Source organism: Nitrincola iocasae (assembly GCF_008727795.1).
GTDB classification, from domain to species: Bacteria; Pseudomonadota; Gammaproteobacteria; order Pseudomonadales; family Balneatricaceae; genus Nitrincola; species Nitrincola iocasae.
The window spans coordinates 732,291-756,642 of sequence record NZ_CP044222.1 but is presented as its reverse complement, the minus strand read 5'-3'; the positions used below and the strand labels follow the sequence as shown (position 1 = coordinate 756,642).

Sequence of the window (24,352 nt, the reverse complement as noted above, 5' to 3'; positions counted from 1 at the left end):
GGAACAGGTTATTGACTACGCCATCGACCACCTCAATGGCGCTCATCTGTCCACCGCCGTCCTCGGCATCCAGGAGCCGCTCGGAGGCCATTAGTTTTATGTCTTGTTCGCGGATAGTCATGCAACCACCATTAATCTGAGTATCAGTGAGTAAAAGTCATCATCATCCGGATCGGTGACGGGTTTGATTGGCTCGGCTGTCAGTGCCTGCTCTGTGTGACGCCAGGCAACTGTGTAGGTCTGCCCCTGCAGGGTCAGGGTGTGAGTTGTGCCAGGTGTGCTGGCGAGAGTTTGCAGCTGCTGCAGGGTTGCACGGGTGACCCATGCATCTGTCAGAGTGACTGGGCGACCCTTGTGTATAGGACCAGTTTCGATGAAAAGCTTTTGGGTCAGAGTTCGCTCTGTCCGCTGCCAGACTGGCCGCCAGGTAAACTCATCAGACCAAATCATGTCCGGCAATATGATTGAATCCAGGGTAATCATCGGCTGATCCTCGCCATGTCTGTCAGTGAGCGAATCAATCTGTCGGCTTCAGTGTCGTCAAACATGCCAGTTACTTTTCCAGTGGGGAGATTAAGGGTCACTTCAGTCTTTTTGCTGGCTGCTTGAGCCTGGGGGATGGCTTTAGCTAAGGCCTGTTCCATGGCTTTGCTGAGTTCGTCGAGCGAACTTGTACCTGGCTTTTGCTCGGGTGTAGATTCTGACTGGCGCTGGCTTTCTTGCCGTCTTTCGGCGGCTTTTGCAGCTGACTCGATGTTGCGCATGGCGGTTTCATAGCGCTCTTTACGATAGGCTGTGCTGCTGCCGTCGCTGGCAAGGTTCATGTTTAGTGCTGCAACTGCTTCTGCAGCTCGCTGGGCAAGATCTTTATCTAACGCTTCCAGGTCTGACATGGAGTACTTGCCAGCTCGGAATGTGCCACCGCTTTTGGTGACTCGTTCTTTTTTGTCACCTTCGTCATTTTCACTGCCACCATTGCTCTGATTTTTGGCATCGCCCGCTTTCTGTGCATCCGCTGCCATGCGGCGATATGCGCCTGACGCATCATCAGCGGCATTTTTGATATCACTGGTGGCTCTGGCCGCATCACGCATGGATTCAACAATCACGCGACCGGTTTCATCGGCTGTCAGCTTTAGTCCGTTCTGTGCGGCTTCTGCTTTTAGGGCATGACTGGCTACACCGTTATTGGCTTCGATAGCTCGCTGGGCATAGGCCTGGAAAGCCTGTTTCAATTCGCGGGTTGTGACTTGGCCACTGGATTTTATGGTTTCGAATGCCTGGCGGGATTTTTCAGCCGCATCATCCAGGGCAGATTGAGAGGTGATGCCCAGCTCGTCATAGGCACTTGCGAGTTTTGCAGCCGCAACCTCTGCTTTTTCCAGCTCATCGTTTGCATTAGAGGCTGATTCGGTGACGGCATCGATACCAGTCGCTGCCTGTTGTGCTTCACCACCTACGTAGTCGGCTGAATCACCCAGAGAGTCCAGCTGGTCAGCGGTGATACCCGATTGCTCAGCCAGAGTTTCTTCTGATTCAACCAGCTTTTCTATCGATTCAGATGCAGACTGTTGAGTTTCAGAGAGCTGATCAAATGCTTCACGTAACTCACGGCCAGAGTCAGTTGCTTTATCAATAGCCTCAGCAGCTTTTTGATAGTTCTCTTCTGCTGACGCCCGGAAGCTTCTAGCAAGGCTGTCTGCCTCTTCAGACAGCTTTCTGGCTGTACTGGAGAAGCGACTGAACAACCCGAAAGCTGCTCCGAATCTCTCAATAATGCCTGCAATAACCTGAGCCAGCACGCCCGCAAAACCATGCATTGTTGCTTGTAGGGTTTGAACGCCAGTTGCTATTGATAGAAAGGCAATTTTTCCATAAGTACTAGCTGTCTGTAGCCTTTCAAGCCATACATCAACAGTCTCTTTTGTCTGATCCAGCCAGCCTTTTAGCTGCTGCACCACCTGATCCAGATCGAAGTTGTCCAGAAACTCATTGAAATTTTTCTGTGCTGTTGTGAAAACTGAAGCCAGTATCTCGCCAGCTCGCTGAACAACGCCTTCGCTGACAAAGCTGCGCAGGCGTGATGACAGTCTGGTTACTTGCTCGGTAATAGGATCCAGTAACGGGTCTACCAGTGTCCGTTTAACTGCATCCCAGGCGCTACCTAACCCACGAAGTGCGCCATTCAGGTTGCTGTCCATCGTGTCGGCCGCATCCTGAGCAGATCCTTCGGCATTCTGTAGCTCGTCCCTCAGCTCTTTGAGTGAGCCGATACCTTTTGACAACAAAGCCTGTAACGCTGGACCCGCTTCCAGTCCCACTGCCCGAATCGCTTTCTGGCCAGCAGGCCCAGCATTCGCAAGCTGCTCCATTGCTTCATAGAAATCAGTTGTGTAGATGCCCAGCGACGCCATTTCTTGACGGAATTTGCTGGCTGGATCACTGAACTGCGCAAGTATTGAGTTAAGTGCGGTACCGGCGCGGCTGGCATCGATACTAGAATCAGCAAACTTACCAATAATAGCGACTGTTTGTTCAAGCGTTAGCCCCAGTGCATTTGCCGTAGGCGCGGCATAGGAAAGCGCGTTTCCAATTCCCTCAACACTTGTACTTGCACTTGCAGCAGCTTTAGATAGAACATCAGAAACTCTTCCAGCTTGATCGAACGCTAACCCCATCCCTTGTACAGCTTTTGTAACAAAGCCAGCTGCCTGACCCAGCTCCAGGCCATTTCCCTGAGCCAGAGCCAGTACAGCAGGCAGCGTTTCAACAGATTGACGCGCATTAAGACCGGCGCGGGCTAGACTTTCCAATGCCTGTGCAGCTTCGGTAGCGGTATAGCGTGTATTGGTACCGGCTTCATCAGCTGCTTTGCGTAGCAGCTCCATCTCCTCAACCGATGCTTTAGTAATTGCCTGGACAACCGACAACTGCTCCTGGAATGCAGCCGCTGAACTGATCGCACCCGAAAACATCTTGATGCCAAAATAACCGACAATGGCTGCCGCGATCTTACCCGCATTACGACGCAGGCCACCGAGTACTCCGGACGCCTCATCTCTGGCAGTGATTAGCAATCGTATGGCGAGGTTTCTTTGGCTCATGTGTTAGTTCCGGCTGTGTCTAACGGCAAAACGGAGGGCCGCGCCCTCCACGGGGGTGGGCTATGTTCAGTCTTCCTGATCCAGATAGAAGGGTGCGGTTTCACCCTCTTTGAGCAGCACTTTCCCGCCCAGGGTGGTGCTGACGTATTCCGAGGCCATCAGATCGACGGCTTCAGTCGGTGCCGCATTGATCAAGGGAATATCACACTTGACGGGCTTTCCTGTTGCTAAGTTGGTGCCATCAACGAACACACGAGCGCGAAGGGTGCTGCGTACAGCGCCCTTGATCCGTGAGCCAGACACTGCCGCATAGCTGTAGCTGAGCTTAATCTCACCACCTGCTGCCAGTGCGCCTTCAGCCGTCGCTGCGATCATGCCAGTGGCGTAGTTGATCTCGTAGGCTGCTGGAGCAATAGCCACATCCTGATCATCTTTTGCACTGATGCCTGTCTCTGACAGGTTGCTGTGGGCCAGCTTCAGCCAACGCCCGGCGGGTGGCAGGGTGATCAGGGTATCGGTCACATCACCCGCGCCCTGGTTGATTTGCTCCACGTCGCCCAACAGTGCCATAGCCAGCATCTCAGCAGGCTGATCATCAAACTGAATGGTGATCTCAGTGGGCTTAGCGATGGTGACGCTATTAAGCGCCTGGCCGTAGCTGGCTTTTTTCTTTGAGGGGCGATCAACCGTATCCGACGGGGTGTTGATCGACAACTGGGTGGCGTTGATCGGGCCAATAAGGCCTGTGGAAACGCCGGTATCGGTTAGGCGGTCGAAGTAGACGTCACCTGCAAGCAGTAATCCGCTCATGGTTTGGCTCCTTTGGTTCGGAATTTAATTTCGTATGCGAGTGGGTAGTAGCCGAAACCGGCATTGAACGTGGGTTTAGGTGCAGCCTGGCGTACCAGGTTGCCCAGGGTGAGATGATAACCAGCCAGCGTTTTAATCATCTGTGCCAGCAGCGGACCGGCATCATCCTTTTTGCGCAGGTTAACGGCTAACACGACCATCCATGTTTGTGTTACATGCCCGGTTGCACCGCCTTGAGCAGCCAGAGCCGGGGTGTCGCCCCAGTAGATCACGTGTGCCGCTGGGGTCACCTGACTGCGCTGTTTCAACTCGGCCAGATCGACCGAGGTGTAAACCTTACGCAGTTCGCCAACATTATCTTCCAGTAGTGCAACCAGTTCAGACTCAGCTGCAAGATAGTCATCTGTCAGCTCCATCATCAGATGAACCCCTTGCTTTGCTTGCGCCCGAACACAGATCCGGCTGATTCAATTTGTGCCAGGTTGTTGCTGGGACCCGCTGAGCCAGTATCTGGAAGCCCCAGACTGATCTCACCTTTGCCCAAGCTGCGCAGGAACGCGACCACCTCTGCATAGCGTTTCTGCAGCTGCTCGGGTGCCTGCTCATCGTGCAGCAGGTAACGAGCGATATCGCAGCAGATACGGGTCAGCACGGCTGGCACAGTGGGCAGCGGCAACTGGTAACGACCGCCCAGGTAACCATCAATCTCGGCGCTGGCATCGGCAATCGCCTGGTCTAGCACCAGATCCGCAATCGCTCCCAGGGAGCCATCACGGTCTGTGAGCAGCTGCAGCTCATCCTCGCCAAAGCGGTTGATCATGTCCTGGGTGGTCGCATAGAGCTGCATGGTTAGGCGTCCTGTTCCTGGTTATCGATGCCAGCCTTGAACATCTCCCAGGCATTGGCACGGTCTTCAGCAGATGTACCGGCAGGGAAGTTCGCTGCCTTGGGGGTGCGATCCTTGTTCCACAGCGCCTCATCCTGCGGGTCCAGGCTCGCAATGACGTCAATCAGCGGTTGCAGCAGGTTGACACCTTCCCCGACTTCATCAGTTGAGGTGGTGTCTGTGGTGGTGTCTACAGTCCCAGGTACGCTGTCTGGCTCCACGGTCCCTTGCGAATCAATAACCGGATCTGTGATCTCATCAGCGGAGATGTGTTCGACAACCAGGCGCGGTTCCGCTTCCAGCTGTGCGAGCTGCTGCTCGGTGAAGAATTGATCCGGATAAGTAGTCGGAGCCGTCGTGTGAGCGACGCCAGCACGTCGGAAACCGTTGATAGCAGATGTGATACGAATAGGCATTTCATGTGTCCTCTCTCGATCAGTGTCAATGAGAGGCAGGGAACCCCTGCCTCAGTGACTAGGGGTTAGGCCAACCAAGGGCAGACCATCAACTCAACTTTTTTGTAGTTGGTGTTGGATTCACCGTTGGCTTTGTTCATTGCTTCCAGCAGCACTTCTGCCTTGGTCACGTTGTCTGGGCCAACCACCAGCAGGTCAGGAATAACACCCAAGGGGCTACCAGCATCGTTTTTTAACTTCATCATGGCTGTGCGGGCCGCGCTGAAGTTCGTCCCGTTAAGCTCAGCTTTGGAACCGAACGCTAACTGCCACAAACCCAGCCCAGCATTGCAGCGACCATCAACACCCCACAGAAGGTCGTCAGTCATGAAAACGTGATCCGAGGTCTCAGGATTGGTTTTCATCACTAGCTTGAAGTCGCGACGGTTCTGCCAGATCAGTGGTTTGATATGGCGTTTGGTACACAGAAGGAACCAAGGATCACCTGAACCCGCCTGCATATTGGATACGGAAGTCACTGTTTTGGTACCGACAGGGTGATCCGTATCAAAGAACGGCTGACCGTCGTAACACAGTTCGGTGAAACCGTTTTTCAACAGAGGAAAGGTGAGCAGGTCCGGGAACTCTTTGGCGTCCTGACCCATCTGCGCGAACAGTGGCATATACGCGCCATACTGGTCATCGTCGACTGCATCCCTGGGAATACCCTCTGTCTTCTCGAACTTCTTGTTCTTGAGGGTGAAGTCATGCTGTTTCAGGCGGTTGATAACACGCTCGCCTAACCACTCACGAATGTGGCTGGAGTTACCCAACCAGGCGTAAGTGTTAGCGGCAGTTTTTGAGGGCACCACGGTAGCGATGCGGGTGTACTGTGACTCAGCCCCCTCGAACGCGCTGTTAAACGCCGTTGATACGGCTGTGTTGAGGATGCTGAGGTTCTGTGCATTTACGTCCATTTCACTCTCCTGGAGTTTGGCTAATCGGTTGCGCGTTAAGTCGGGGTTACTCGATCACCACCCAGACACCGTCTGGCTCGACGTCATCGATACGTCCTACCACGGAACTGTCAGTGGAAACGGCGGTGACGGTCTGGTCATCCACGATGTAGGCGCTCGTACCGATATGCTCACGGGTGATATCCCCAGCATTAATAAAGCGGTGAGGGCCGGTCTGCGTGGTTATAAAGCCATCGCCATTACTGCCGGTGCGATTATCTGACGCATCCACGGCTACACCGCGAGTGCGCAGGCCTGTTGCGGCTGTTGCTGGTGCGGCAAAGTGGGTGGCGTTCAGGACTACCAGCGCACCTGAAAAGATCTGCACACTGCCAGCGACTGGATCAACGTGCTGGCCTGGGAGGCGGCGTGGTGTCGGGCGGTTTTTGTTCAGTGCTGTCATGACTGCTGTCCTATATTGGTCTGGAAGTTGTCAGCCGAGCCGACTACTGTCCTTTCTTGGTTTTCAGGTAGGCTTCAGGAGAAACACCTGTCTCACGACAGACATCTAATTCCTGGGCGCTGAGTGCCGCCAACGGATTGTCGGGATCTTCGCGGGTGGTTGTGGTGGTTGTGGTCTGCTGCTGCTTAAGCGCGGCGATCGGCGAGGCTTTATCCAGGAAGGCACTCAATGCAGCCATGTCCTTCTGACCCAGCTCACGCGCCCACTCTTCCATGCTGGGGATCAGGCGTCCGTCATCCTTGGCAGACTGGATCAACTGATCCAACTGACCGGTTTTGCTTTCAGCCGTGAGGACGGCCAGTTGTGCCTGCAGATCCGTGACCACCGTGATTGGCACGTACTTGCGCGGATCCGGCTGTCCACCATCCTGGGCCTTCAATGCGGCGACTTGAGTCGCCAGGGTATCAACGGTACCGGCTTTGTCTGCCAGGGCTTTCAATGCTGCCAGGGCTTCGGTTTCCTGCTGCTCGGTTAAGGCGGCAGTGGCAGGATCAAACTCGATCCCCAACTGTGCCAGCAGTTTTTTCAGTAGTTCGTTCATGGATTTCTCCTGATTCAGGGTGTGGTTTGCGGTCAGGGAGGCAAGCGGCTGCATCCCATCTATGCCTGGGCGGTTCGTCAGCGCAGCCGAATGTAAGCGCAGTGGCTGGCCAGTGGTGGTGTCATAGGGGAAAACGGCGCTTAGATAGCGGTACTCGCCATCGTTAACGAATTGTTTGGCACGTGCTGTCCAGCGGGGTTTGATCCATAGGCCAGAGCCATCACGCCATTGCATATCGCGGAACCAACCTGCAGCGGGTGCGGGTTGGCCATTCTTGTCAGCGTTCAGGGTTTGGTGTTCGTAGTCGATGACCAGATCATTAGTGGCGCTTTGTGCCAGAGCAATCAGACCCGCCGCTGCTTCAGCACCGAGATGCCAATGACCTGCCGCCACATCCAGCGGGCGACCATCAATGGCACGGAAGTTTCCAGCGGGCAGCAGCTGATACCAGCCATCGTTATCTGGCGTCAGCTCCATGGCCAGGATGGCCATGCCGTCTGATTGAGTGGTGCTCAGAACAGCCAGCCCCGCCCCGTTAGTAATGGGCTGGCTGCTTGCTGAGCTACTGTAGTGTGTGGGGCTATGTGTTTTCATGCCCTCATGATCGCGCCTGGTTGATCTAAGGTCTTTTGAACAGGGGCAAAAGATTTACACTGAGTCAGAGAGGATTTAGATCTAATTGGCCCGTGTGAGGGTCAGCAGTGTCTGATAACGGGGCCGGTTGTGTTTATAAAGGCTTTACAAGGTTAAAGCGGTCATTATGTGTAACATCATTGCGCTGATCTGCTGAAGCGTGTCAGCACGGTTGTGGGCGTGTTCATAGCGCGGACAGCAGTTCATCCTCAATAATCGCTAACACCTCGCGCTCGTCTTCCTCTCCCAGCCCCATAAACGGCCTCGCTTCGATGTTACGGCTCTCATCACCAAACATCTGCGTTGCAGCATAAGCGTCTGTACCTGGGCCGGTGCTGACTCCGGCTTCGTCATTACCAAAGAATGGGAAGATGGTGTCGCGCAGGTGCAGGGTTTGGCCGTGCAGGATCTTATTGATGGGTACGCCCTGGGCTTGCTTGCGTTCCAGTGTGCTGTCAGCCAGTGGTGCCCAGGCATTACCATCAGGGTCTTGCTGGTTGTCGAAGTGTTCACGGGTACGGCCATGCAGGTACTCGGCAATCTCGGCCATAACGGGCCGTGTGTTTTTAACCGTCTTGAAAAGCTTTTCCAGCGCGGCCTGCACATGGCTGTCGTCGTAGTCTACGCGGATACCGCTGGTTGATCCGGCCATTGTTGGCTCCTATACTATCAGTGTGGTGTGTAATCCATGCAGGGGAAGGCCTCCAAGGGCTATCCAATGACTCTGCAGGTGGCGTACTGGTGGAGCGACTGCGCTACACACCACTTAATCCTCTTCTCTGCGGTACAACAACACACCTTCCCGCATACTTTCCATATAGCTTTGTCGTGCCGGTACTTTTTCAGAGCCACGGCGGCGACCTGGTGTAAAGGCTGTATTCCCTGACCACACGCCCTGACCATATTCAAAGGCACTGAAGCCATGCACTTCCTGTCCGTCCTCTTCAATCATCCAGCGCTTCAGGTACCGGCGCTTGATACGGTATTTCCCTGGTGTCGAAAGATCCGGTTCAAGGAGCGACCAAACCTCATCCGGTTGTGTAATGGTCCTTGCCAGCAGCCGCATATAGCGGTGGCGCATACCGTCCTTGTCTATTTTGTAATTGCCCAGGGTATCGCGAAACAGATAATCGTTGATGGCAATTGGCTCACCGGTGACATCACGATAGATTACCGGACCTGTTACGCCAAACTCTTCTAGGAAGGCATTTACATAGCGCTCGGGTGGTAGATCATCATCCATCAGCAGTGTGTTAGATATTGGCGTTTCTTTTGGCATGGTCGGCTTTGCAGCAGGACCATAGGGGATCGTATCAACACCGCCACGTTTTACAGCGTCTTGCCAATCTGTCGCCGTCATTGTCTGGTTCCGTAACCAGCTGCGACCAGGTGTATGCTCGAAACCGGGATCGATTCCTTTGGGGATTTGCCTCACTTCACCGGTGCGTTTGTCCACAAATTCGCGGTATTCAGTTGCAGGAGCTGTATCAACGGACCTGCCTGTGCGCTGCAGCCAACGGCGCGACCTGGGGAATTTCTTGCACTTGCAGCCGTAGCCGTTAGAGGGTGATCGCCAGGCCCAGGACGGGTCGTCGCTTGGCAGCACCAAACCATCCCATGCTTTGTGCTCGGGTCTGAAATTTTCAGCGCCAGAGTGACCGTACTCACTGTATGGAAAGCGATCTCGGAATTCAGGATCATCCATCTGGGCTTCGCGCCCAGCATTGTATGCCTGGCGAATATTGGTCTCGTAGATCAGGCGTGATCGCCAGCCACGGCTACCGTTATAGTCCCAGCCCTCGGTACTTACGATCTCATCAAAGCGCTTGCGGAAGTCCTGCAGGGTTTCGCCTTTCTCGATTGCCGCCTGCACGGCCGTCGCGAATCCCTCAACGATCGACATACGGTTGGCACCGGCCACCATAAAGGCATGATCATGCTGCTGGCCATAGACGTCCTGAAACCCAGTGGTAGGAAGCGGCAGCTTCTGGTTGAAGTAGTCTATAGCCTCTTTAAAAGGTCGACTGCCATAGCGAGGCATTATTCTGCCCTCGCTTTTAATGTCTCTGCATCAAACGTACAGGTTATGTAATAAGCGTCCCCTGTTTTACTGGGTACAGATATAGAGATTTTTTCTGCCCCTTGATCAAGACACTTTTTGGCAGCCTCATTGGAGTCAATTTTTTTGCTGCAAGCCGTTAGAATTAACAAACCCAGCATGATGATCAGTGCTTTCATTCAGCCTCCTGCAGCAGTTCATAGCGACCGGCCAGTCCTGCCACAGTGAGTGCCTGACTCATGGCATCGGCCAGCTGCTCAATAGGGATATCCAATGCCAGCAGGCCATCCCGGATAGCTTCCAGGCTGTTTGCTGTTTCGACCAGGTCACGTATCTGATCGATCATCCCTGTGACCGGCTTCTGAGCGACGCGCTGCAGCTGCTCGGTGTATTGAGTCACCACGTCTGCATCAGCGACTGCTTGTGCCTTCAATGCGGCCAAGGGTGCCATGCCTGGCAGTGTGGGTGCGCTGGTGAGGATTTCTTCATCCTTTTCAGCGGTTGGAATCTGTAGGGTTTCATGTACCCAGTCTAGCGGGATCCGCATACCCATGTTGACTAACGGCGGCAGGGATTCGCTGTAATGTGCCAGGTCAGCTGGTTCCGACGTGTCGAACACGAAACGAGGAGCACGGCGTGGATCTCCGGCTGTTTTACAGTTCAGCATCCACAGCGGGAAGATCAGATCTCGGGTGATGCTTCCTGCTATCTGTCGCAGATCGGAGTCGCGCAGCTCCTGGCGGATCTCATTGTGTACATTGCCCAGGGCATTGGTGCTGCTTTTGCCATCGGCCTGACTGGTCAGCGTGCCGCCGAGAATCGCTTTGGACTGGGTGCGTTCACACCAGTTGATCATCACCTCAAATGGATCAGCCGCGCCTTTGGCCGCTTCCTGGAAGTCGATCTCCATGCCTTTGGGGATAATGCCACCGGCATTGTGACCGATGCTCATCACCGCCTGCAGCAATGTGGACTTTTCTTTATCGCTGGCACCACTGGGGTATTTGCCCAGGCGAAGTGGCAGGCCATAGATCTCCAGAAACTCGGCTAAATCTCTAACGCTGTAGTTCTTAAATAGGTACGGCCAGGACAATATTCGCGCTAAACCATTACGCCCTGGATAGCCGGAGCGTGAGCGGTGGATGTGGCGCACCCAGCCGAAGGATTGCAGCTCAGCACCCTTGGCACTACCATCACGCAGTACAATTTGATTACGATCATCGGGGTGCAACTGGAACCAGCTCTGGGGACGATAGTGGGCCTGACCGAGAAACCAGTCATTACCTGCACGCTGCCACTCCAGCTCAATGTTGCTGAACCCTTTCAGCACACCATCGGCCATGTCCAGCACCAGGTCATCAAAGTCGGGCATCTCGTCCAGCAGCTCCTGCACCCAGGCGGCATCCTTCTTTTCTTGCTCGCTAGCGTTTCGGGGTGGTGCCACACGGCCCGTCAGATTGAGCATGGCCAGCTTGCGCTTTTGCAGCTCACTGAATATGTGTCCGTCTTTCTCTTCGAGATCCTCTGCCAGCTCACACTGACTGATCAGATTGCCTTGCTCAGCATCACGAAGGATTGCTGCCAGCCGCACCGGCGTTAGTCCACTGGATGGGTGCTCGGCAAAGTGTTGCTTTAGGTGGCCCAGTTTGGATTCATCAGTCTGCAGTTGCTGTTCGCTGGGCCAGGGGATCGGATTGCCCCGGTGGTCGATTAGTTTAGTCATTACCAGGCACCGCCTTTGTAGCTGTTAAAGTTGTCGTCGTCGGCATCGGTTGAGTCGGCGCGTCGATTCGGTAGCGCCATAAATTCGATAGGTGCACCTTCCATATAGCTTGCACGTACCATCATGCACAGCGCCACGGCTGCATCCCCATGGCGCTGTTTACCGTCAGCCCCTTTACCACTGCCTTTCTCGATCTGGGGCACACCCCGATTCATCTGGATTTTGCGCAGGTCTGTCAACACGTCATCGTTTTTGGGGATCTCGATATCGGCATCTTCAAACTTGGCCTTGAACTTGGGCATCCATTCCCGGTACCAGTTGAGGCTGAGCTGCACTTGTTCCACCAGCTCGGTGCCGTATTTTAGTGCCGCCTGTTCAGCCAGATAGCCACCGTTACCCGTAGCATCAAAGGACGCGCCAATCAATCGCGGCAGGCCATCCATGATGTAGAACACCACCTGGCGCTGTTGTTCGTAGGTCAGGTTGCGTAACTCCACCAGGAACGCCGTGCGGATCCGGGTGTCTTTCATGATCATGCCGGGGGACAGTACGGTCAGGTCACCACTGCGGGCAAAGTCTTCACCGAAGACATGATTGAGTTCTGGGTTCAGCTCGGCCAGGTGTGGCGCTATTTCCTCATAACAGAAGGCTTTCATTTCGGCTTCGCGCTGTGCCTGGCTCCACTGGGTGAAATCGCCTGGGGCCTCATAACGCAGAATAGGAATGTCTGGACGCATGGCCCGCTCGATCAGGCCACGCGGGATGTAGGCACCACCGCCTTGTTTGGGTACGCAGTAGTACTCTTCCAGGGCGTCCTCTTCAGTGGCGGTATCTTTAAGCAGATCTGCTTTCCACTTGTCTTCGGCTTCCTGTGTCCATTCTTTGCGCGTTATTTGGCAGATACGACGGTAGAGACCATCAGCACAAGCGTCGTCTAGCGTGGTTGTATGAATGCTGTAGCGCTTGCGCCCGGCTAGGCTGTCCTGGATGAGTTGATTAAACAGGTTGTCGATGCCGTTGTGGGTGCTGATCAGGCGAACCTTTGAACCCCACATGGTCAGTGCCAACGCAGCTTTTAGTACTTCAGCAAGACGATCATGGAAAGCGGCCTCATCGATTGTGACGTTCCCTTGCATACCGCGCAGGTTGCTGGGGTTGGAGCTGAGCGCTTGCACTTTAAAGCCGCTGGCAAAGTAGACCACGAAGGTGAGGATATCTTTGTCGTCGTCCTGGAGTACTTCCTCCTGGATCTCGCCAGCCGCACGGTCAAACGCTCTGGCCCACATAGCCACCGCGTCGATAAACTCCCGTGCCATCTCTTTGTTTGAGCCAACATAGAAGTGATTGCAACCGCCCTCGCTCTTTGCGGCACCGGCACACAGCGTTGCATCAGCCGCCTCTGCCCAGGTAATACCTGTACGGCGTGACTTCTGATGAATCTTTAATGGTGAGTCATCTGCAATCCAACGCTTCTGATAACCGAGCAGCACTTCGTCTGCGCTGAACTGTTGTAGATCTGCGAGACTGGTGGCGACAGCTTGACTGATGGCGGTTTGTTGGAGGTTCATACAATCCCCAGTATCTGCTGCTTGATCTGTGACACGCTTTCAGCGGTTAAGCCCTGCGCCTTGCCCACGGTTTCAGCGGCGGCAGCGGCTTCTTCAGCGAATGCCTGACGGATCTCTTTCTCACGCTTGTGGGCATTCATGGCAGTGGATTCCAGGCGCTGAGCGGCCAGCATCGCATCTTTCAGCATGCCGATATCGACTGACTCTTCCGGGTTAAGCATCTGGTCACGCATGGCTTTGAACAGCTGGGTGCGGGCAATCTCCAATATCAGTTTGGTGGTTTCACCCTGGGGGGCTTCGCCCAGATCGGCCACCAGTGCACTGGTCTGCTCACGCAGTTCGCGTAGATCCTTGCCGATCTGCTCCATCTCGGTGGCGTAGCGGTTCAAACCGGAGCGGGACAGTTTCTGCTCTTCGGGCAGCCCGTGCTCTTCAATGACTTCATTGATGGCGTCCAGGATCTCGGCTTGTGTCCACTTACCGTTGCGCAGCATTTCATCCAGGGATTTCCGGACAGGGGCTGGCAGCAGGTCAATCTTGGAACGTCGGCCTCGCGTGACTTTTGTCATGTCAGGCTCCTGCAGACGGACGCTTAATGCCTGGCAACGTAGCCAGACCCCTTGATACATCTTGACCACGCTGGGTGATACTGGCGATGGTAGTGCTGCCCAGTTGTTCTGTAGTGATCAGACGCTGTTCAGCCAGCCAGGCAAGCTGGGTACGGAGCGCATCACGAGACAGGTCCAGCGCATAGCGGCTCAGCACGTCCATCAGAAACGACTCGTTGGCGCGATATCCAGTCTGCTCATTGAGCGTGCGCAGGATGCACAGGCGCTGGTGTTGCTCTCGTTCTTCTTGATAAGTCATGGCATCCTCACTTCTTGTTCAGTAAATAGTCTTCGATGCGACGCAATGTCATAGTTGCGGTCTCCATCTGCGCCTTCACAGCGGACATTTCACTGCGCAGCTGTGATACATCTTCATGCGTGGGCATGTGAGCCAAGGCCTCTTCAACGCGTGTTACACGCTTGCTGATACCGTCAATGTCCTTTTTGGTTTCTGATATCACTGTTCTGTGGTCGTTGCGCACGCGGTCAACGGCGACGTATAGAGCAACCCCGAGGGTGATGATCCATTGCAGGACCGAAAACCAAAAACGCCAGGCGCTGTAATCAATTTCCATTGCGTCGCTCCCAGGTTGTTTGGCAGTGGATGCAACGGGCGGCGTTAGGTTTCGCTGCAAGCCGTTCTTGGCTGATCTGATCACCACAGTCGATGCAGTACACAACGCCATCGAACACATCTTGCATTGGTTCGAATACGACGCGCCTAGCCAGCGCCTGATCCCTTTGTTGTTGCTCTCGCTCAGAGGCGTGGTCGACTATATCTGTCACGGCCTGCGCTCCATTATCCAGTTAATTAAATCGACCTTTTCCCCGGCACATTTGCCGTATTGGTCGTACAAAATTTTCAAAGCTTCGACGGCATCGTCAGCATGGCTACCCCTGCGCTCAATTGGCTCCGGGCACGGCAGCACCAGTGCCGCCGGAAGCGGCTGCGGCGGCACGTGCTCTGGCATCGTCAACGAGCCGCATGATGTCGTTGCTGTACTCACAATGAGCACGCATATGAGCCGTTTGAGCGAGTACATTCTGCAACTCCTGTGTTGTCTGCCGATCAATTCGGTCTCGCGCTTGCTGTGCGCTGTATATCAGCTTGCTGGCTGCATGCGCTTCCTGAGCCATCTCTGCCAGCTGATCTAGCGCCGTGCGGGCTGAGTCAGCATTGGCGGCTTGGCATTCTGCTTGTGCCTGCTGATGGCCAGCCTGCCATGCAAACCAGTGCGACGCGCTGACAAACAGCAGCGCAGCACCACCTACAAGCAGCGTCAGTGAGAGGCGCATACACTTGGCCCCCATGTTGCGTAGTGAGACTGGTGGCGGTGGATGATGCGCTGTACGTAGTCGCGGTTTTCACGGAAGTTGGCGGCAGATCGTCCGGCGTTGTAGCGCTCGGTATGATCCCAATAGAGCCACCGACTATCGCCGTTTTCTGCTGCACGAGCCTTGTCTCTCAGCACCCAGCCCAACCCGCCGTTGTATGCGCTGAGCGTGAACGCCCAACGGTCACAGTCGGTGTCGGCCTTAATGCGCTGAAAGTGCCAATAGTTGTAACGGGCCAGCGCTCTGAACGACCATGTGGGGTTGAATGGTTGCGGATTGGCCAGTGATCGGTCGATATCCGGCATCCATGCGGCTGTTGCTGGCATAAACTGAGCCAGCCCCTTAGCACCAACCGGACTGACAGCACGCACGTTCCAGGCACTTTCTTGATGCACTTGTGCCGCAAACAATGCAACCGGCGCATTCAGCCCCCAGATCAGTCGCGCTTGACGAGTCAGGTCGTTGCGGTACTGGTGCGCACTGTGAGGGATCTGAGCCTGTGCTGGCTGACAAGCAACCAGTAGCAACAGCAGGCACAGAATCATAGCCAGGGAACGCATGCTATGCTCCCATCGCCACGGCAAGGATAGTTGCACCCACGATGATTGCTCGGCGTAGCATGTACCAGCAGGCGTTGGGTGCTAGTTCCGTATGCTCTCCACCTGGCAACACCATGTGTGGGCGTGCATACGGGAAAATCCAGCGGTCTAGCCAGTAGCCCAGCCAGCCACCAAGGGTGACAACGCTCAGCTTATAGAGGGTTACCATCAGCTGGAAGGGGCTCATCCAGATGATGGCCATGCTGAGCAGCATGACGATCAGCCCGAGGCCGGAAAGCCGTGGCGCGGTTGGTTTGTCCATAATAAAAATCCCCGGTAGTTTGGCTGGAATCGGTTGCTTTCGCTAAGGATTCCAGACTACCGGGGATGTTTAGATGGGTCTTTTGAACAGGGGCAAAAGATCCAGGTTGTGACTAAAAGCTACATTAGCCATGTTACATAAATGGCATGTATCCAGGGGCACATATGATAGAGCATGACCGAGCAATTACTACAGCAAAGCTTAGCGATCCGGGACTACAACGTCAGGTTCAAATGAAGATCGATCAGCTACTTCAAAGGGGAGCGTCATTTGTTGAAGCAAAAACAGAATTGCAGCCCCTGTTCTTGCCTCACTCCGTAAGCGATCAGGAACAGACATAAGCGGATATCCCGCCGCTTCATTTAAAAGCGCCACATTTAGAGACTGCTGGTGGCGTTCAAGTATCACTCGCCAGGTCTCAATACTGACAACACCCCAATTCCCGCTGAAAACAAACCTTTTCTGTGCTGCATCAGCCTGAGTCTCAAATGCGGGATCATAAGGCAGAGTACAAAAGTTGCGATAATATCTTTTAAAATACTTGTTCAATGGCCATAAGGCCTCTACAACTTCCCAGCCGCTGAGCTTTATCGGATCTGAAGTTTGCCAATTAGGCCCGATAACTCGATCATAAAACTGAAACAGTAATTCGCGATCCATAAGACATTCCTTGTCTGGCTCCATCACTCACCATAGTGCCGCACTGCCCAAAGGCCGTTTGCATTACCAACAATCAACAAGTGATCGCCCATATCGTACACAGCAACATCATTATCATAGTCTGATGCAGCCTTGATTAGTGAACCACCAATATCGTCGGCCAGTTCGTTGATGTCAGCATCCTGATCACCAATTTCAAAGCCCAGACCCTGGTCGTTCAGACCTCTATAAATCTCTTCATAGTCCATGATATGCCTCATCTTTTGGTAATATTAACTGACTCAGCTAAACTTAAACCCTATTAATCGAATGGAGATACATATGAAATATATTATTTTAGTGTTGCTGCTGTTGTTTGCAAGCGTCAATACCAACGCCAGCACAATGCAGCTTAGGGGTGGCCAGGTATCAGTCAGCGCGGGCAGTCCTGCACACTTAATTACCGAGAGTCTAGGAGAACCTCGCTCTAAAGGTGTAGAAACTGTATGTAAAGACCGCGCCAGAAACGGCAAATGTAACTCATGGGTCGAAAGAGAAACATGGTTTTATCGATACCGCGATTTGAACTGGACCATCATTGTTCAGGAAGGCATCGTTCAAGACATTAAGTGGAGCCGTTTTTAGTAATTTATCCACCTCTTCAATAAATCCCCAGCAGTCTATAGACGCTCAAGTTAAAAGAGCCACTCTAGACTTCTGGAGATTTTTAAATGTGCTTGATCATTAGGCAACAGCAGATTTAGGCTGCAACACGTTGCCGATCAATGTACTCCATAAAAGAGCGTCTAAAGACCATCGGCATAGAGATGCCAGGGATAGGGGCTTGTGGGTTTCCTGCCCCTGATATTATTAGCGTTCCATAATCAAAAATTCGACCTATGATGCTTTGATCTACCTGCATGCTTTCTACTTTTGGCAGACTTAACTCAACTGTACGCCTGCTGATGAATCCAAACTTGGCTATGACGCGCTTATTGGTAAACGCCAATTCAGTGGTTTTATAACGGAGATATGCAATCACCCAGAAGATAGGGCCAATGTATAAAAACAATGTAATAAACCCAAGTAAAATCAGCGGCAGCAAAGACCACTTACTAACTCGGCCTTCGTAAATCACTTTCTCATCACTAATCAGCGTGCTTTCAATGTACTTTGCCATGCGGCATCTCCTTGCATCATCACCAAACCCCAAACCGTTTGGAGTTTTTATATTTCTGAATATATAAATAATTGATTTTTATATACTTATGTTTTTATAAATACCAAACCGTTTGGTATTTTATCAATCAATCGTCATTAGCAGCATTATTTTCTAACATCCAAAGCAAAGCAATGTCTGCCAAAATAGCTAAAATAGAAGCCTGCCGCGCATCTCCAACCGAACGAAAGTGGTACAGCAATGCTTTCTCTCTAGGCGTCAGCATCTCCATATTCGCAAGCTGCGAGAACAGTAATTCAGATGCTTCCGGCGACAATCGCACGTCGTAGTAATCACGCCCGGCAACACGATTGAAGTCTCCCTGAATCTCCATGCAATACTACTCCTTTTCACGATAATCCCTTCCCGCTACACGGTTACCTACTCCAGTTACACTTATATCTGCTCCACCTTTAGCATCCTGACCCGCCGTTAAAGCCCCCAATACAGCGGCTTTAACGGCAAGAGGGGCTGTTTTAAAAAGCTCAAGCAACTCCTGCTCATCAGAGCTTAAGCTGGTAGTAGACCTTTCCCCACTCACAATGTAATGAACGTCCGCACCGAACCCTTTCAGTGCAACCAAATAATTTAATGGCACATTAGCCTTAGCCAGCCAGTTATAGATCGTGTTTCTAGCTACTCCAAGGCCTGTTGATATGGCTGTGACGCCTATCTTATTTATCTCTTCCTCAAGCCTGTCGCGCGCGCTGCTCATATTTTTGCACTCATAACCTTGTATTGCTCAATATTTTTAGCAATACTTACACCCAAGAAACACCAATTAACTTTAGTAAACACACAAGGAGGCCACTGCCATGGCTACCAAGATACTCACCCCCGATCAAGTTAAAGCCAAATTCCGTGAGAATGGCATCACCATCTCACAGTGGGCCAAAGACAACGGTTATCAGCGCAATGCTGTTTATCGTGTCCTCAATGGATTCGATAAAGGTTTTTATGGCCAGTCTCACGAGATCGCCGTGAAGCTGGGCATAAAAAAACCTGCCGAATCCATTGCCGCCTAATTACTGGAGATCGCCGCCATGTCTCATACACCCCCGGCCATGCACCCATTATCGCCAACTGACGATCAGTGCAAACACAACCGCCAACCAATGACGCTCGCTCAGGCCAAAATGATCACTCCTGCTTTGGAAGACTCTCGTCTAAAGCGCGAAGAATTTCTGCGGTCGCTATCAGCGCCGTCTGCCACTTCTGGTCTGACCGCACCAGGCATAGCTGATCAAGATCGTCGCACAGCTCAGGAATGTAGAGCTGGTTGCCCTCTGCGAAATACCGGGTCAGCGCGACAAACAGTGAGCGATTCACCTCCACCTGAATATCCATTAATGAGAGCTGCTGCTGCAGCTCGGCGACTTGTTGCTTCAGTGCTTGGATCTCGGCGTTCATGATCGTTTTTGCTCCTATTCAGAATGTACCTGAAATAGTAGGAGTTTTGAAACACTTTTGCCCAGAGGCAAAACAGTTTTTTGTTTGGAAGCGGCGATCAGTCCGCGATTAAAGGAGGGTCCAATGGCTAAGCGACGTTGGAAACACTATCAGCCCAGCACACTGCGTGACGCCCTGAAAGGCTGCAAGGACTATGCACGTGAGCGCCATAACCTGAGTTCTGAGCAGATCGCAGAACGTATGGGGTTGGTGGATCACTGGGTGCTGTACAAGTGGATTCAAACCGGACGCATGCCTATTCCTTTATTGCCTGTATATGAGCAGGTGTGTGGGATCAACCTGGTATCGCGCTGGATCGCTGCAACGGCAGGTAAGTTATTGATCGACATTCCCAGTGGACGCAGTGCCGATGCAAAAGACATTCAGGAATTGCAACTGCAGTTGCACCATGTGACCGGCATGCTGATGGCCTTTTACAACGGCGAGAGCAATGCAGAGGAAACCCTGGGCGGCATCCAGTCAGCGCTGCAGAGCCTGGCGTGGCATCGGGGAAATGTTAAACAGCATGCACAACCACAACTGGAGTTTTAGCCATGAAAACACCGTTGCAAATTTTCAATGAACGCTTTGATAGACCGCATGAACCCCGCAGCAAACCCTACAAAGAGGGTGTGCTGTACATCCTGTGCCTTAAGGCTGGGGAGATTGAACGCCAGGCATGCTGGTATCCGATCGGTTCAGCTGAGGCAGACGCTTTTTTCGCCGGTATGGATGAGGGTCTGTTGATGTGGCGTATCGCCGAACCCCCCCTGAAAGCCTATGCAGTAGGAGTTGAAGCATGACAGATAAGACCCGCAAAAGTGACTCTGGTGGCCGTGTGCTACGTGTCATGAAAGCGTTAAAGGGGCACAGCCTGGTGGGGTTAAGCAATGGCGAGTTAGCCAAGGCACTGGGTGAAAGCCCGGCAACGATCAACCGCTGCGTTAATACGCTGATTGCTGAGGGTATGGCGGTGCGGCTGGATACCGGGCGCTTTGCATTGAGTGTGGCTGCCCTGCAAATTGCCCAGGCGCACGCTACAGAGATGAGCCGTGCCAGTGATCGACTTAATGAACTAACACAGCGCGTGGCCGCTGGCAGCTACTGAGGAAAAGAGCATGGAAACAACACAACAACCTAACGATCTACCGGAACTAGATACTGGTAAAGTGCATGAACTGCAGAACACTGCGGCTCTTATGCAACAAAACACCCAAGAGCATGCGTTAGTCAACCAGCTGCTGGGGCAGGCTCAAATGGCTGATGCTTTCGGCAAATTTTCAAATACTGTTTTCACTTCCAAGCTGGCATATGTAAAGGAAAACAAACTTTACAAAGCCCTTTCCGGCCAGGTAAATGCCGATAATCTTCAGCTGTCCGGCACTTGGCAGGAGTTCTGTGCACTACTGGGGATGTCTGACGAAAAAGCAAACCAAGACATAGCCAATCTAAAAGCCTTCGGCGAGGAAGCTCTTGAGTCCATGTCACGCATGGGTATCGGCTACCGCGAAATGCGCCAGTTCCGCCGCCTACCTGATGATGAAAAATCAGCATTGATTGAGGTTGCCCAGTCGGGCGACAAGGAAGCATTTGTCGAGATTGCTGAAGAGTTCATCAGCAAACATCACAAAGAAAAAGAACAGCTAACACTGCAGCTGGATGAGTCACAGGCTGACTATGAAGCGATTCAGCAGATCACGCAGCAGAAAGACCAGAAGTTGAATGAACTCGCCCAGGAGCTGGAGAAGACCCGCAAGCGGGTACAGACCATGCCTGCTGACGAGATCACCAGCGAACTGCGGCAGATCGCCACCGCCTCGGCATACGAGGCCGAAGTGGCTGTGATGGGTAAGCTGCGCAACACCGTGGCCGCTTTGATCGAACACAGCGAGTTGACCGCCTCTCTTGCCGATAGCCACACCCAGCGTGTGTTCCTGGCTGACCTGGTACGGCAAGTTGAGGTGCAGCTGATTGCCATCCGTGAAGACTACGACCTGCCCGATCAGCCGCTATTTACTGAACCTAGCTGGATGCAACCTGGTGCGGCTGATGCGGCGGCGGATTCTTTGGGTATTACTGAAGAGCAACTGACGCTGGTTGGAGCAGAGTAATGAAGAATGCCGTGATGACCGAACGCCTGGTTGCCGTCATGCACGCAGTGAGATCTGCGGATCACGGCAGTAAACAATCCATTTACGATGCCGCCTGTCAGGATTTGCAGATATCCAGAGCCACGCTGCACCGCAATCTGAAGAGGTTGACCGTGAAAACAACAACCCGAAAACAACGCAGTGATGCCGGTAAATCATGCCTGACGCGGGATGAGGCGCTGATTATCAGCGGCACCATTCAGGAATCTATTCGCGGCCAGGGTAAGAAAATGTTCAGCCTGACCGATGCCGTGGCGGCGCTGCGTGCTAATAATTTTATCCGCGCTGAACGGATTGATGAAACTACCGGTGAAATTATCCAACTGAGCGACAGCGCTATATACCGGGCACTGCGCAGCTACGGCCTGCACCCGGATCAATTGGCAGCACCAGACCCTCACCTGGAGATGCGCAGCAAGCACCCTAACCATGTGTGGCAGATCGATGCGTCGCTGTGTGTGCTGTATTACCTGAAGCCGCAGAAGAACAGCGCGAATGGCCTGCATGTTATGGCCCAGGATGAGTTTTACAAAAACAAACCTAAGAACCTGCAGCGCGTGATGGCTGACCGTGTGTGGTCGTATGAGATCACCGATCACGCCAGTGGCTGGATTTATGTTGAGTATGTGATGGGGGCCGAGAGTGGCCTGAACCTGTGTAACGTGCTGATCAACGCCATGCAGGAGCGCGGCCGTGCGGATCTGATGCATGGTGTGCCGCAGATTCTGTATATGGACCCTGGTAGTGCGAACACAAGTAGCATGACGCTGAACCTGTGTAAGTCGCTAGGCATTAAAGCCATTGCCCACGCCGCTGGTAATGCAAGAGCTACGGGGCAAGTTGAGAATGCCCGAAACATTATAGAGCGCAAGTTCGAGAGCGGCCTGCGGTTCCGGCCAGTGGCGGATCTGGATGAGCTGAATAGTCTGGCGGCGCAGTGGCGTGCTGTGTTTAACGCCACGGCTGTGCATCGTCGACACAAGAAGAACCGCAGTGCGATGTGGTTGAGCATCACTGCTGAGCAGTTGATCAAGGCCCCGAGCATTGAGGTGTGCCGAGAGCTGGCCGTGTCTACGCCGGTTGAGCGCAAAGTAACAAGCAATCTGCGTATCAACTTCCAGGGTAGTCAGTTCAGTGTGAAAGATATTCCAGGGGTGATGGTTGGCGAGATGGTGATGGTTACACGCAACCCCTGGCGTGATGATGTTGCGCAGCTGGTACTGACTGACCTGGATGGTGCTGAGGTGTTCCATGTTATCCCTGAGATTAAGAAGGATGAGTATGGATTCGATGAGCAGGGTCCGATTTATGGCGAAGGTTATAAGCAAATGGCCGCTGGCCCGGCTCAGATCGCTAAAGCGGCTATTGAACAAATCATGACTGGCACCGAAACCCAGGGGGCTGCGGAAAAAGCCCGTAAAGCTAAAGCCCTGCCGCTGGGTGGAAAGTTCAACCCTTACAAGCCTATGCAGGACACCTCGCTGCCAGAGTATATGCCGCGTCGCGGTACCGAACATTCATTGATTACCCCAACCGTTGAAGTGCCACGGCTGACGCTGGTGCAGACAGCTATGCGGTTGCGCACTCGCATGGGCGATGAGTGGAAACCAGAGGAGCACTTTGGCTGGCTGCAGCAGCGCTACCCAGACGGTGCTCATGAGCATGAACTGGATACGATCGCTGAGCAGCTGGCTAAGCCGCAATCCAAAACCCTGCGCGTTATGAATGGAGGCACCGCATGCTGAAGTTAAAAAGTTTGTTGGGGCGACTCGGTAAAAAACAGGCTGAGTTAGCCAGAAATGTAGACCTGAGCCAGGCATCCATTGCTCAGATTATTAATCACGATATTTGGCCTGCATCACTGAATCAGGAGGATATAAAGGCTGGTATACGGGAATTTTTACTAACGGCAGGAGCCACGGAAAACGATCTGAAAGACGCTTTTGAATTGGCGGGGGCTGCCACTAACAGCCCCACGCCGGATAAAACATCCATAGAGGACGACATTATGTTACTACGCAAACAGCAGTTAACGCCAGCCGCACGGCGTGCATTCAACCTGGTGCGCGATCCCTTCGAGGACGTTCGTCAGTCAGACGATGTCTTTATGACACCAGATAGCCGCTATGTGCGCGAGTCGCTGCGCATGGCGGCCAAGCATGGCGGCTTTATTGCCGTGGTGGGTGAATCAGGCGCGGGTAAGTCGACACTGCGCCGCGATCTGATTGACTGGATCAACCGTGATCATCAGTCAGTTATTGTGATTGAGCCTTATGTTTTGGGTATGGAAGACAACGACATTAAGGGTAAGACGCTGAAGGCCAGCCATATCGCGGAAGCAATCATGGCTGAAGTGGCCCCCGGCGTGCTGCCAAAGCGGAGCCCCGAAGCCAGGTTCCGCCAGGTGCATCATGCGCTGCGGGAATCACAGCGTGCCGGTAACCGTCATCTGTTGATCATTGAAGAGGCGCATGGGATCCCGATCCCTACGCTGAAGCACCTCAAGCGGTTTTTCGAGCTGGAAGATGGCTTTCAGAAATTGCTGGGCATCGTGCTGATAGGACAAACCGAACTGGCTGAAAAGCTGGATGAGCGCAACCCTACTGTGCGCGAAGTGGTGCAGCGGTGCGAGGTTGTCACGCTGCGTCCGCTGGATCTGGAGCTGGAAGGCTATCTCCAGCACCGCTTCAAAATGGCAGACAAGGTGCTGGCAGACGTGATGGACAACAACGCTATTGAGGCGCTGCGTGCAAAGCTAACTGGCCGGGGCTCATTCTCAGTGCTGTATCCGTTGGCAATTCATAACGTACTGACAGCGGCGCTGAATGAAGCGGCAGCGATCGGTATCCCTCGTGTGACATCTGACCTAATTAGTGAGGTTTAAGGAGATGGC

General features: G+C 53.3%; 36 protein-coding genes. 8 read left to right on the top strand and 28 right to left on the bottom strand.

The window, feature by feature from the left end; translation table 11 throughout:
• Positions 1-117 precede the first annotated feature (117 nt).
• The 24 genes from F5I99_RS03660 to F5I99_RS03550 form a co-directional block, all read right to left on the bottom strand.
• Positions 118-483, bottom strand: a complete 366-nt coding sequence (locus F5I99_RS03660; RefSeq protein WP_151053702.1) for a hypothetical protein — start codon at positions 481-483, stop codon at positions 118-120.
• On the bottom strand, positions 480-3,104 hold the full coding sequence (locus F5I99_RS03655; RefSeq protein ID WP_151053701.1) for a phage tail tape measure protein: 2,625 nt from the start codon (positions 3,102-3,104) through the stop codon (positions 480-482). Before F5I99_RS03655 ends, F5I99_RS03660 begins: the two co-directional genes overlap by 4 nt.
• A gap of 66 nt (positions 3,105-3,170) precedes the next feature.
• Positions 3,171-3,914 carry a phage tail tube protein gene (locus F5I99_RS03650; RefSeq protein WP_151053700.1) on the bottom strand — a complete coding sequence of 248 codons (744 nt, stop codon included), beginning with the start codon at positions 3,912-3,914 and terminating at the stop codon, positions 3,171-3,173.
• Positions 3,911-4,333, bottom strand: coding sequence for a phage tail terminator protein (locus F5I99_RS03645; protein ID WP_151053699.1), 423 nt, complete (start codon positions 4,331-4,333; stop codon positions 3,911-3,913). Before F5I99_RS03645 ends, F5I99_RS03650 begins: the two co-directional genes overlap by 4 nt.
• Entirely contained in the window at positions 4,333-4,761 is a 429-nt protein-coding gene (locus tag F5I99_RS03640) for a gp436 family protein (protein ID WP_151053698.1), read from the bottom strand. The genes F5I99_RS03645 and F5I99_RS03640 overlap by 1 nt, the downstream gene beginning before the upstream one ends.
• A gap of 2 nt (positions 4,762-4,763) precedes the next feature.
• Positions 4,764-5,216, bottom strand: a complete 453-nt coding sequence (locus F5I99_RS03635) for an HI1506-related protein (protein WP_151053697.1) — start codon at positions 5,214-5,216, stop codon at positions 4,764-4,766.
• 65 nt (positions 5,217-5,281) lie between these two features.
• Positions 5,282-6,172, bottom strand: coding sequence for a Mu-like prophage major head subunit gpT family protein (locus tag F5I99_RS03630; protein ID WP_151053696.1), 891 nt, complete (start codon positions 6,170-6,172; stop codon positions 5,282-5,284).
• Positions 6,173-6,218: 46 nt separating this feature from the next.
• A complete protein-coding gene (locus tag F5I99_RS03625; protein ID WP_151053695.1) occupies positions 6,219-6,614 on the bottom strand; it encodes a hypothetical protein in 396 nt (131 codons plus the stop codon).
• Positions 6,615-6,657: 43 nt separating this feature from the next.
• Positions 6,658-7,809 carry a phage protease gene (locus F5I99_RS03620; protein WP_151053694.1) on the bottom strand — a complete coding sequence of 384 codons (1,152 nt, stop codon included), beginning with the start codon at positions 7,807-7,809 and terminating at the stop codon, positions 6,658-6,660.
• Between the two features lie 223 nt (positions 7,810-8,032).
• Positions 8,033-8,500, bottom strand: coding sequence for a phage virion morphogenesis protein (locus tag F5I99_RS03615; protein WP_151053693.1), 468 nt, complete (start codon positions 8,498-8,500; stop codon positions 8,033-8,035).
• 114 nt (positions 8,501-8,614) lie between these two features.
• Positions 8,615-9,889 (bottom strand): PBECR2 nuclease fold domain-containing protein, encoded by a 1,275-nt coding sequence (locus F5I99_RS03610; protein ID WP_151053692.1) that lies wholly within the window; start codon positions 9,887-9,889, stop codon positions 8,615-8,617.
• A complete protein-coding gene (locus F5I99_RS03605) occupies positions 9,889-10,086 on the bottom strand; it encodes a hypothetical protein (protein ID WP_151053691.1) in 198 nt (65 codons plus the stop codon). Before F5I99_RS03605 ends, F5I99_RS03610 begins: the two co-directional genes overlap by 1 nt.
• Positions 10,083-11,630, bottom strand: a complete 1,548-nt coding sequence (locus tag F5I99_RS03600) for a DUF935 domain-containing protein (RefSeq protein WP_151053690.1) — start codon at positions 11,628-11,630, stop codon at positions 10,083-10,085. The genes F5I99_RS03605 and F5I99_RS03600 overlap by 4 nt, the downstream gene beginning before the upstream one ends.
• Complete coding sequence (locus tag F5I99_RS03595; protein ID WP_151053689.1) at positions 11,630-13,198, bottom strand: terminase large subunit domain-containing protein; 1,569 nt, start codon at positions 13,196-13,198, stop codon at positions 11,630-11,632. Before F5I99_RS03595 ends, F5I99_RS03600 begins: the two co-directional genes overlap by 1 nt.
• Complete coding sequence (locus F5I99_RS03590; protein ID WP_151053688.1) at positions 13,195-13,767, bottom strand: DUF3486 family protein; 573 nt, start codon at positions 13,765-13,767, stop codon at positions 13,195-13,197. The genes F5I99_RS03595 and F5I99_RS03590 overlap by 4 nt, the downstream gene beginning before the upstream one ends.
• Before the next feature lies 1 nt (position 13,768).
• Entirely contained in the window at positions 13,769-14,065 is a 297-nt protein-coding gene (locus F5I99_RS03585; protein ID WP_151053687.1) for a VpaChn25_0724 family phage protein, read from the bottom strand.
• Positions 14,066-14,072: 7 nt separating this feature from the next.
• Complete coding sequence (locus F5I99_RS03580; RefSeq protein WP_191905940.1) at positions 14,073-14,381, bottom strand: DUF2730 family protein; 309 nt, start codon at positions 14,379-14,381, stop codon at positions 14,073-14,075.
• Positions 14,371-14,592, bottom strand: a complete 222-nt coding sequence (locus F5I99_RS03575; protein ID WP_151053685.1) for a TraR/DksA C4-type zinc finger protein — start codon at positions 14,590-14,592, stop codon at positions 14,371-14,373. Before F5I99_RS03575 ends, F5I99_RS03580 begins: the two co-directional genes overlap by 11 nt.
• Positions 14,589-14,777, bottom strand: a complete 189-nt coding sequence (locus tag F5I99_RS20005; protein WP_456093918.1) for a hypothetical protein — start codon at positions 14,775-14,777, stop codon at positions 14,589-14,591. Before F5I99_RS20005 ends, F5I99_RS03575 begins: the two co-directional genes overlap by 4 nt.
• Complete coding sequence (locus F5I99_RS03570) at positions 14,710-15,102, bottom strand: hypothetical protein (protein WP_151053684.1); 393 nt, start codon at positions 15,100-15,102, stop codon at positions 14,710-14,712. Before F5I99_RS03570 ends, F5I99_RS20005 begins: the two co-directional genes overlap by 68 nt.
• Entirely contained in the window at positions 15,087-15,701 is a 615-nt protein-coding gene (locus F5I99_RS03565; protein ID WP_151053683.1) for a transglycosylase SLT domain-containing protein, read from the bottom strand. The genes F5I99_RS03570 and F5I99_RS03565 overlap by 16 nt, the downstream gene beginning before the upstream one ends.
• A gap of 1 nt (position 15,702) precedes the next feature.
• The gene (locus F5I99_RS03560; RefSeq protein ID WP_225307535.1) at positions 15,703-15,954 is read right to left on the bottom strand and encodes a putative holin; all 252 of its coding nucleotides are present in this window, start codon (positions 15,952-15,954) and stop codon (positions 15,703-15,705) included.
• Positions 15,955-16,203: 249 nt separating this feature from the next.
• The gene (locus F5I99_RS03555; protein ID WP_151053681.1) at positions 16,204-16,662 is read right to left on the bottom strand and encodes a hypothetical protein; all 459 of its coding nucleotides are present in this window, start codon (positions 16,660-16,662) and stop codon (positions 16,204-16,206) included.
• A gap of 23 nt (positions 16,663-16,685) precedes the next feature.
• Positions 16,686-16,910 (bottom strand): hypothetical protein, encoded by a 225-nt coding sequence (locus tag F5I99_RS03550; RefSeq protein WP_151053680.1) that lies wholly within the window; start codon positions 16,908-16,910, stop codon positions 16,686-16,688.
• A gap of 73 nt (positions 16,911-16,983) precedes the next feature.
• Between F5I99_RS03550 and F5I99_RS03545 the strand changes: the two genes are divergently transcribed.
• Positions 16,984-17,286 (top strand): hypothetical protein, encoded by a 303-nt coding sequence (locus F5I99_RS03545; RefSeq protein WP_151053679.1) that lies wholly within the window; start codon positions 16,984-16,986, stop codon positions 17,284-17,286.
• A gap of 115 nt (positions 17,287-17,401) precedes the next feature.
• Here F5I99_RS03545 and F5I99_RS03540 read toward each other — a convergent pair whose 3' ends face one another.
• The 3 genes from F5I99_RS03540 to F5I99_RS03530 all read right to left on the bottom strand — a co-directional run bounded on the left by F5I99_RS03540 (position 17,402) and on the right by F5I99_RS03530 (position 18,575).
• Complete coding sequence (locus F5I99_RS03540; protein WP_151053678.1) at positions 17,402-17,821, bottom strand: PH domain-containing protein; 420 nt, start codon at positions 17,819-17,821, stop codon at positions 17,402-17,404.
• 127 nt (positions 17,822-17,948) lie between these two features.
• Positions 17,949-18,194 carry a hypothetical protein gene (locus tag F5I99_RS03535; RefSeq protein WP_151053677.1) on the bottom strand — a complete coding sequence of 82 codons (246 nt, stop codon included), beginning with the start codon at positions 18,192-18,194 and terminating at the stop codon, positions 17,949-17,951.
• A gap of 6 nt (positions 18,195-18,200) precedes the next feature.
• A complete protein-coding gene (locus F5I99_RS03530) occupies positions 18,201-18,575 on the bottom strand; it encodes an XRE family transcriptional regulator (protein WP_151053676.1) in 375 nt (124 codons plus the stop codon).
• A 100-nt stretch (positions 18,576-18,675) separates the two neighbouring features.
• On the opposite strand from F5I99_RS03530, the gene F5I99_RS03525 reads away from it, so the two are divergent.
• Complete coding sequence (locus tag F5I99_RS03525; protein WP_151053675.1) at positions 18,676-18,885, top strand: DNA-binding protein; 210 nt, start codon at positions 18,676-18,678, stop codon at positions 18,883-18,885.
• 115 nt (positions 18,886-19,000) lie between these two features.
• Here the strand turns inward: F5I99_RS03525 and F5I99_RS03520 are convergent, their stop codons facing one another.
• Positions 19,001-19,270, bottom strand: coding sequence for a hypothetical protein (locus F5I99_RS03520; protein ID WP_151053674.1), 270 nt, complete (start codon positions 19,268-19,270; stop codon positions 19,001-19,003).
• A 123-nt stretch (positions 19,271-19,393) separates the two neighbouring features.
• Here F5I99_RS03520 and F5I99_RS03515 point away from each other — a divergent pair, with 123 nt between their 5' ends.
• From F5I99_RS03515 to F5I99_RS03490, 6 genes are read left to right on the top strand one after another with little or no spacing between them, the layout of a single operon-like run.
• On the top strand, positions 19,394-19,861 hold the full coding sequence (locus tag F5I99_RS03515) for a hypothetical protein (protein ID WP_151053673.1): 468 nt from the start codon (positions 19,394-19,396) through the stop codon (positions 19,859-19,861).
• A 2-nt stretch (positions 19,862-19,863) separates the two neighbouring features.
• Entirely contained in the window at positions 19,864-20,112 is a 249-nt protein-coding gene (locus F5I99_RS03510; RefSeq protein ID WP_151053672.1) for a hypothetical protein, read from the top strand.
• Complete coding sequence (locus F5I99_RS03505; RefSeq protein WP_151053671.1) at positions 20,109-20,417, top strand: helix-turn-helix domain-containing protein; 309 nt, start codon at positions 20,109-20,111, stop codon at positions 20,415-20,417. The genes F5I99_RS03510 and F5I99_RS03505 overlap by 4 nt, the downstream gene beginning before the upstream one ends.
• Positions 20,418-20,427: 10 nt before the next feature.
• Positions 20,428-21,420, top strand: a complete 993-nt coding sequence (locus tag F5I99_RS03500) for a hypothetical protein (RefSeq protein ID WP_191905939.1) — start codon at positions 20,428-20,430, stop codon at positions 21,418-21,420.
• Entirely contained in the window at positions 21,420-23,204 is a 1,785-nt protein-coding gene (locus tag F5I99_RS03495) for an integrase catalytic domain-containing protein (RefSeq protein ID WP_225307534.1), read from the top strand. The genes F5I99_RS03500 and F5I99_RS03495 overlap by 1 nt, the downstream gene beginning before the upstream one ends.
• Positions 23,198-24,343 carry an ExeA family protein gene (locus tag F5I99_RS03490; RefSeq protein WP_151053670.1) on the top strand — a complete coding sequence of 382 codons (1,146 nt, stop codon included), beginning with the start codon at positions 23,198-23,200 and terminating at the stop codon, positions 24,341-24,343. Before F5I99_RS03495 ends, F5I99_RS03490 begins: the two co-directional genes overlap by 7 nt.
• The last annotated feature ends 9 nt before the right edge of the window (positions 24,344-24,352 follow it).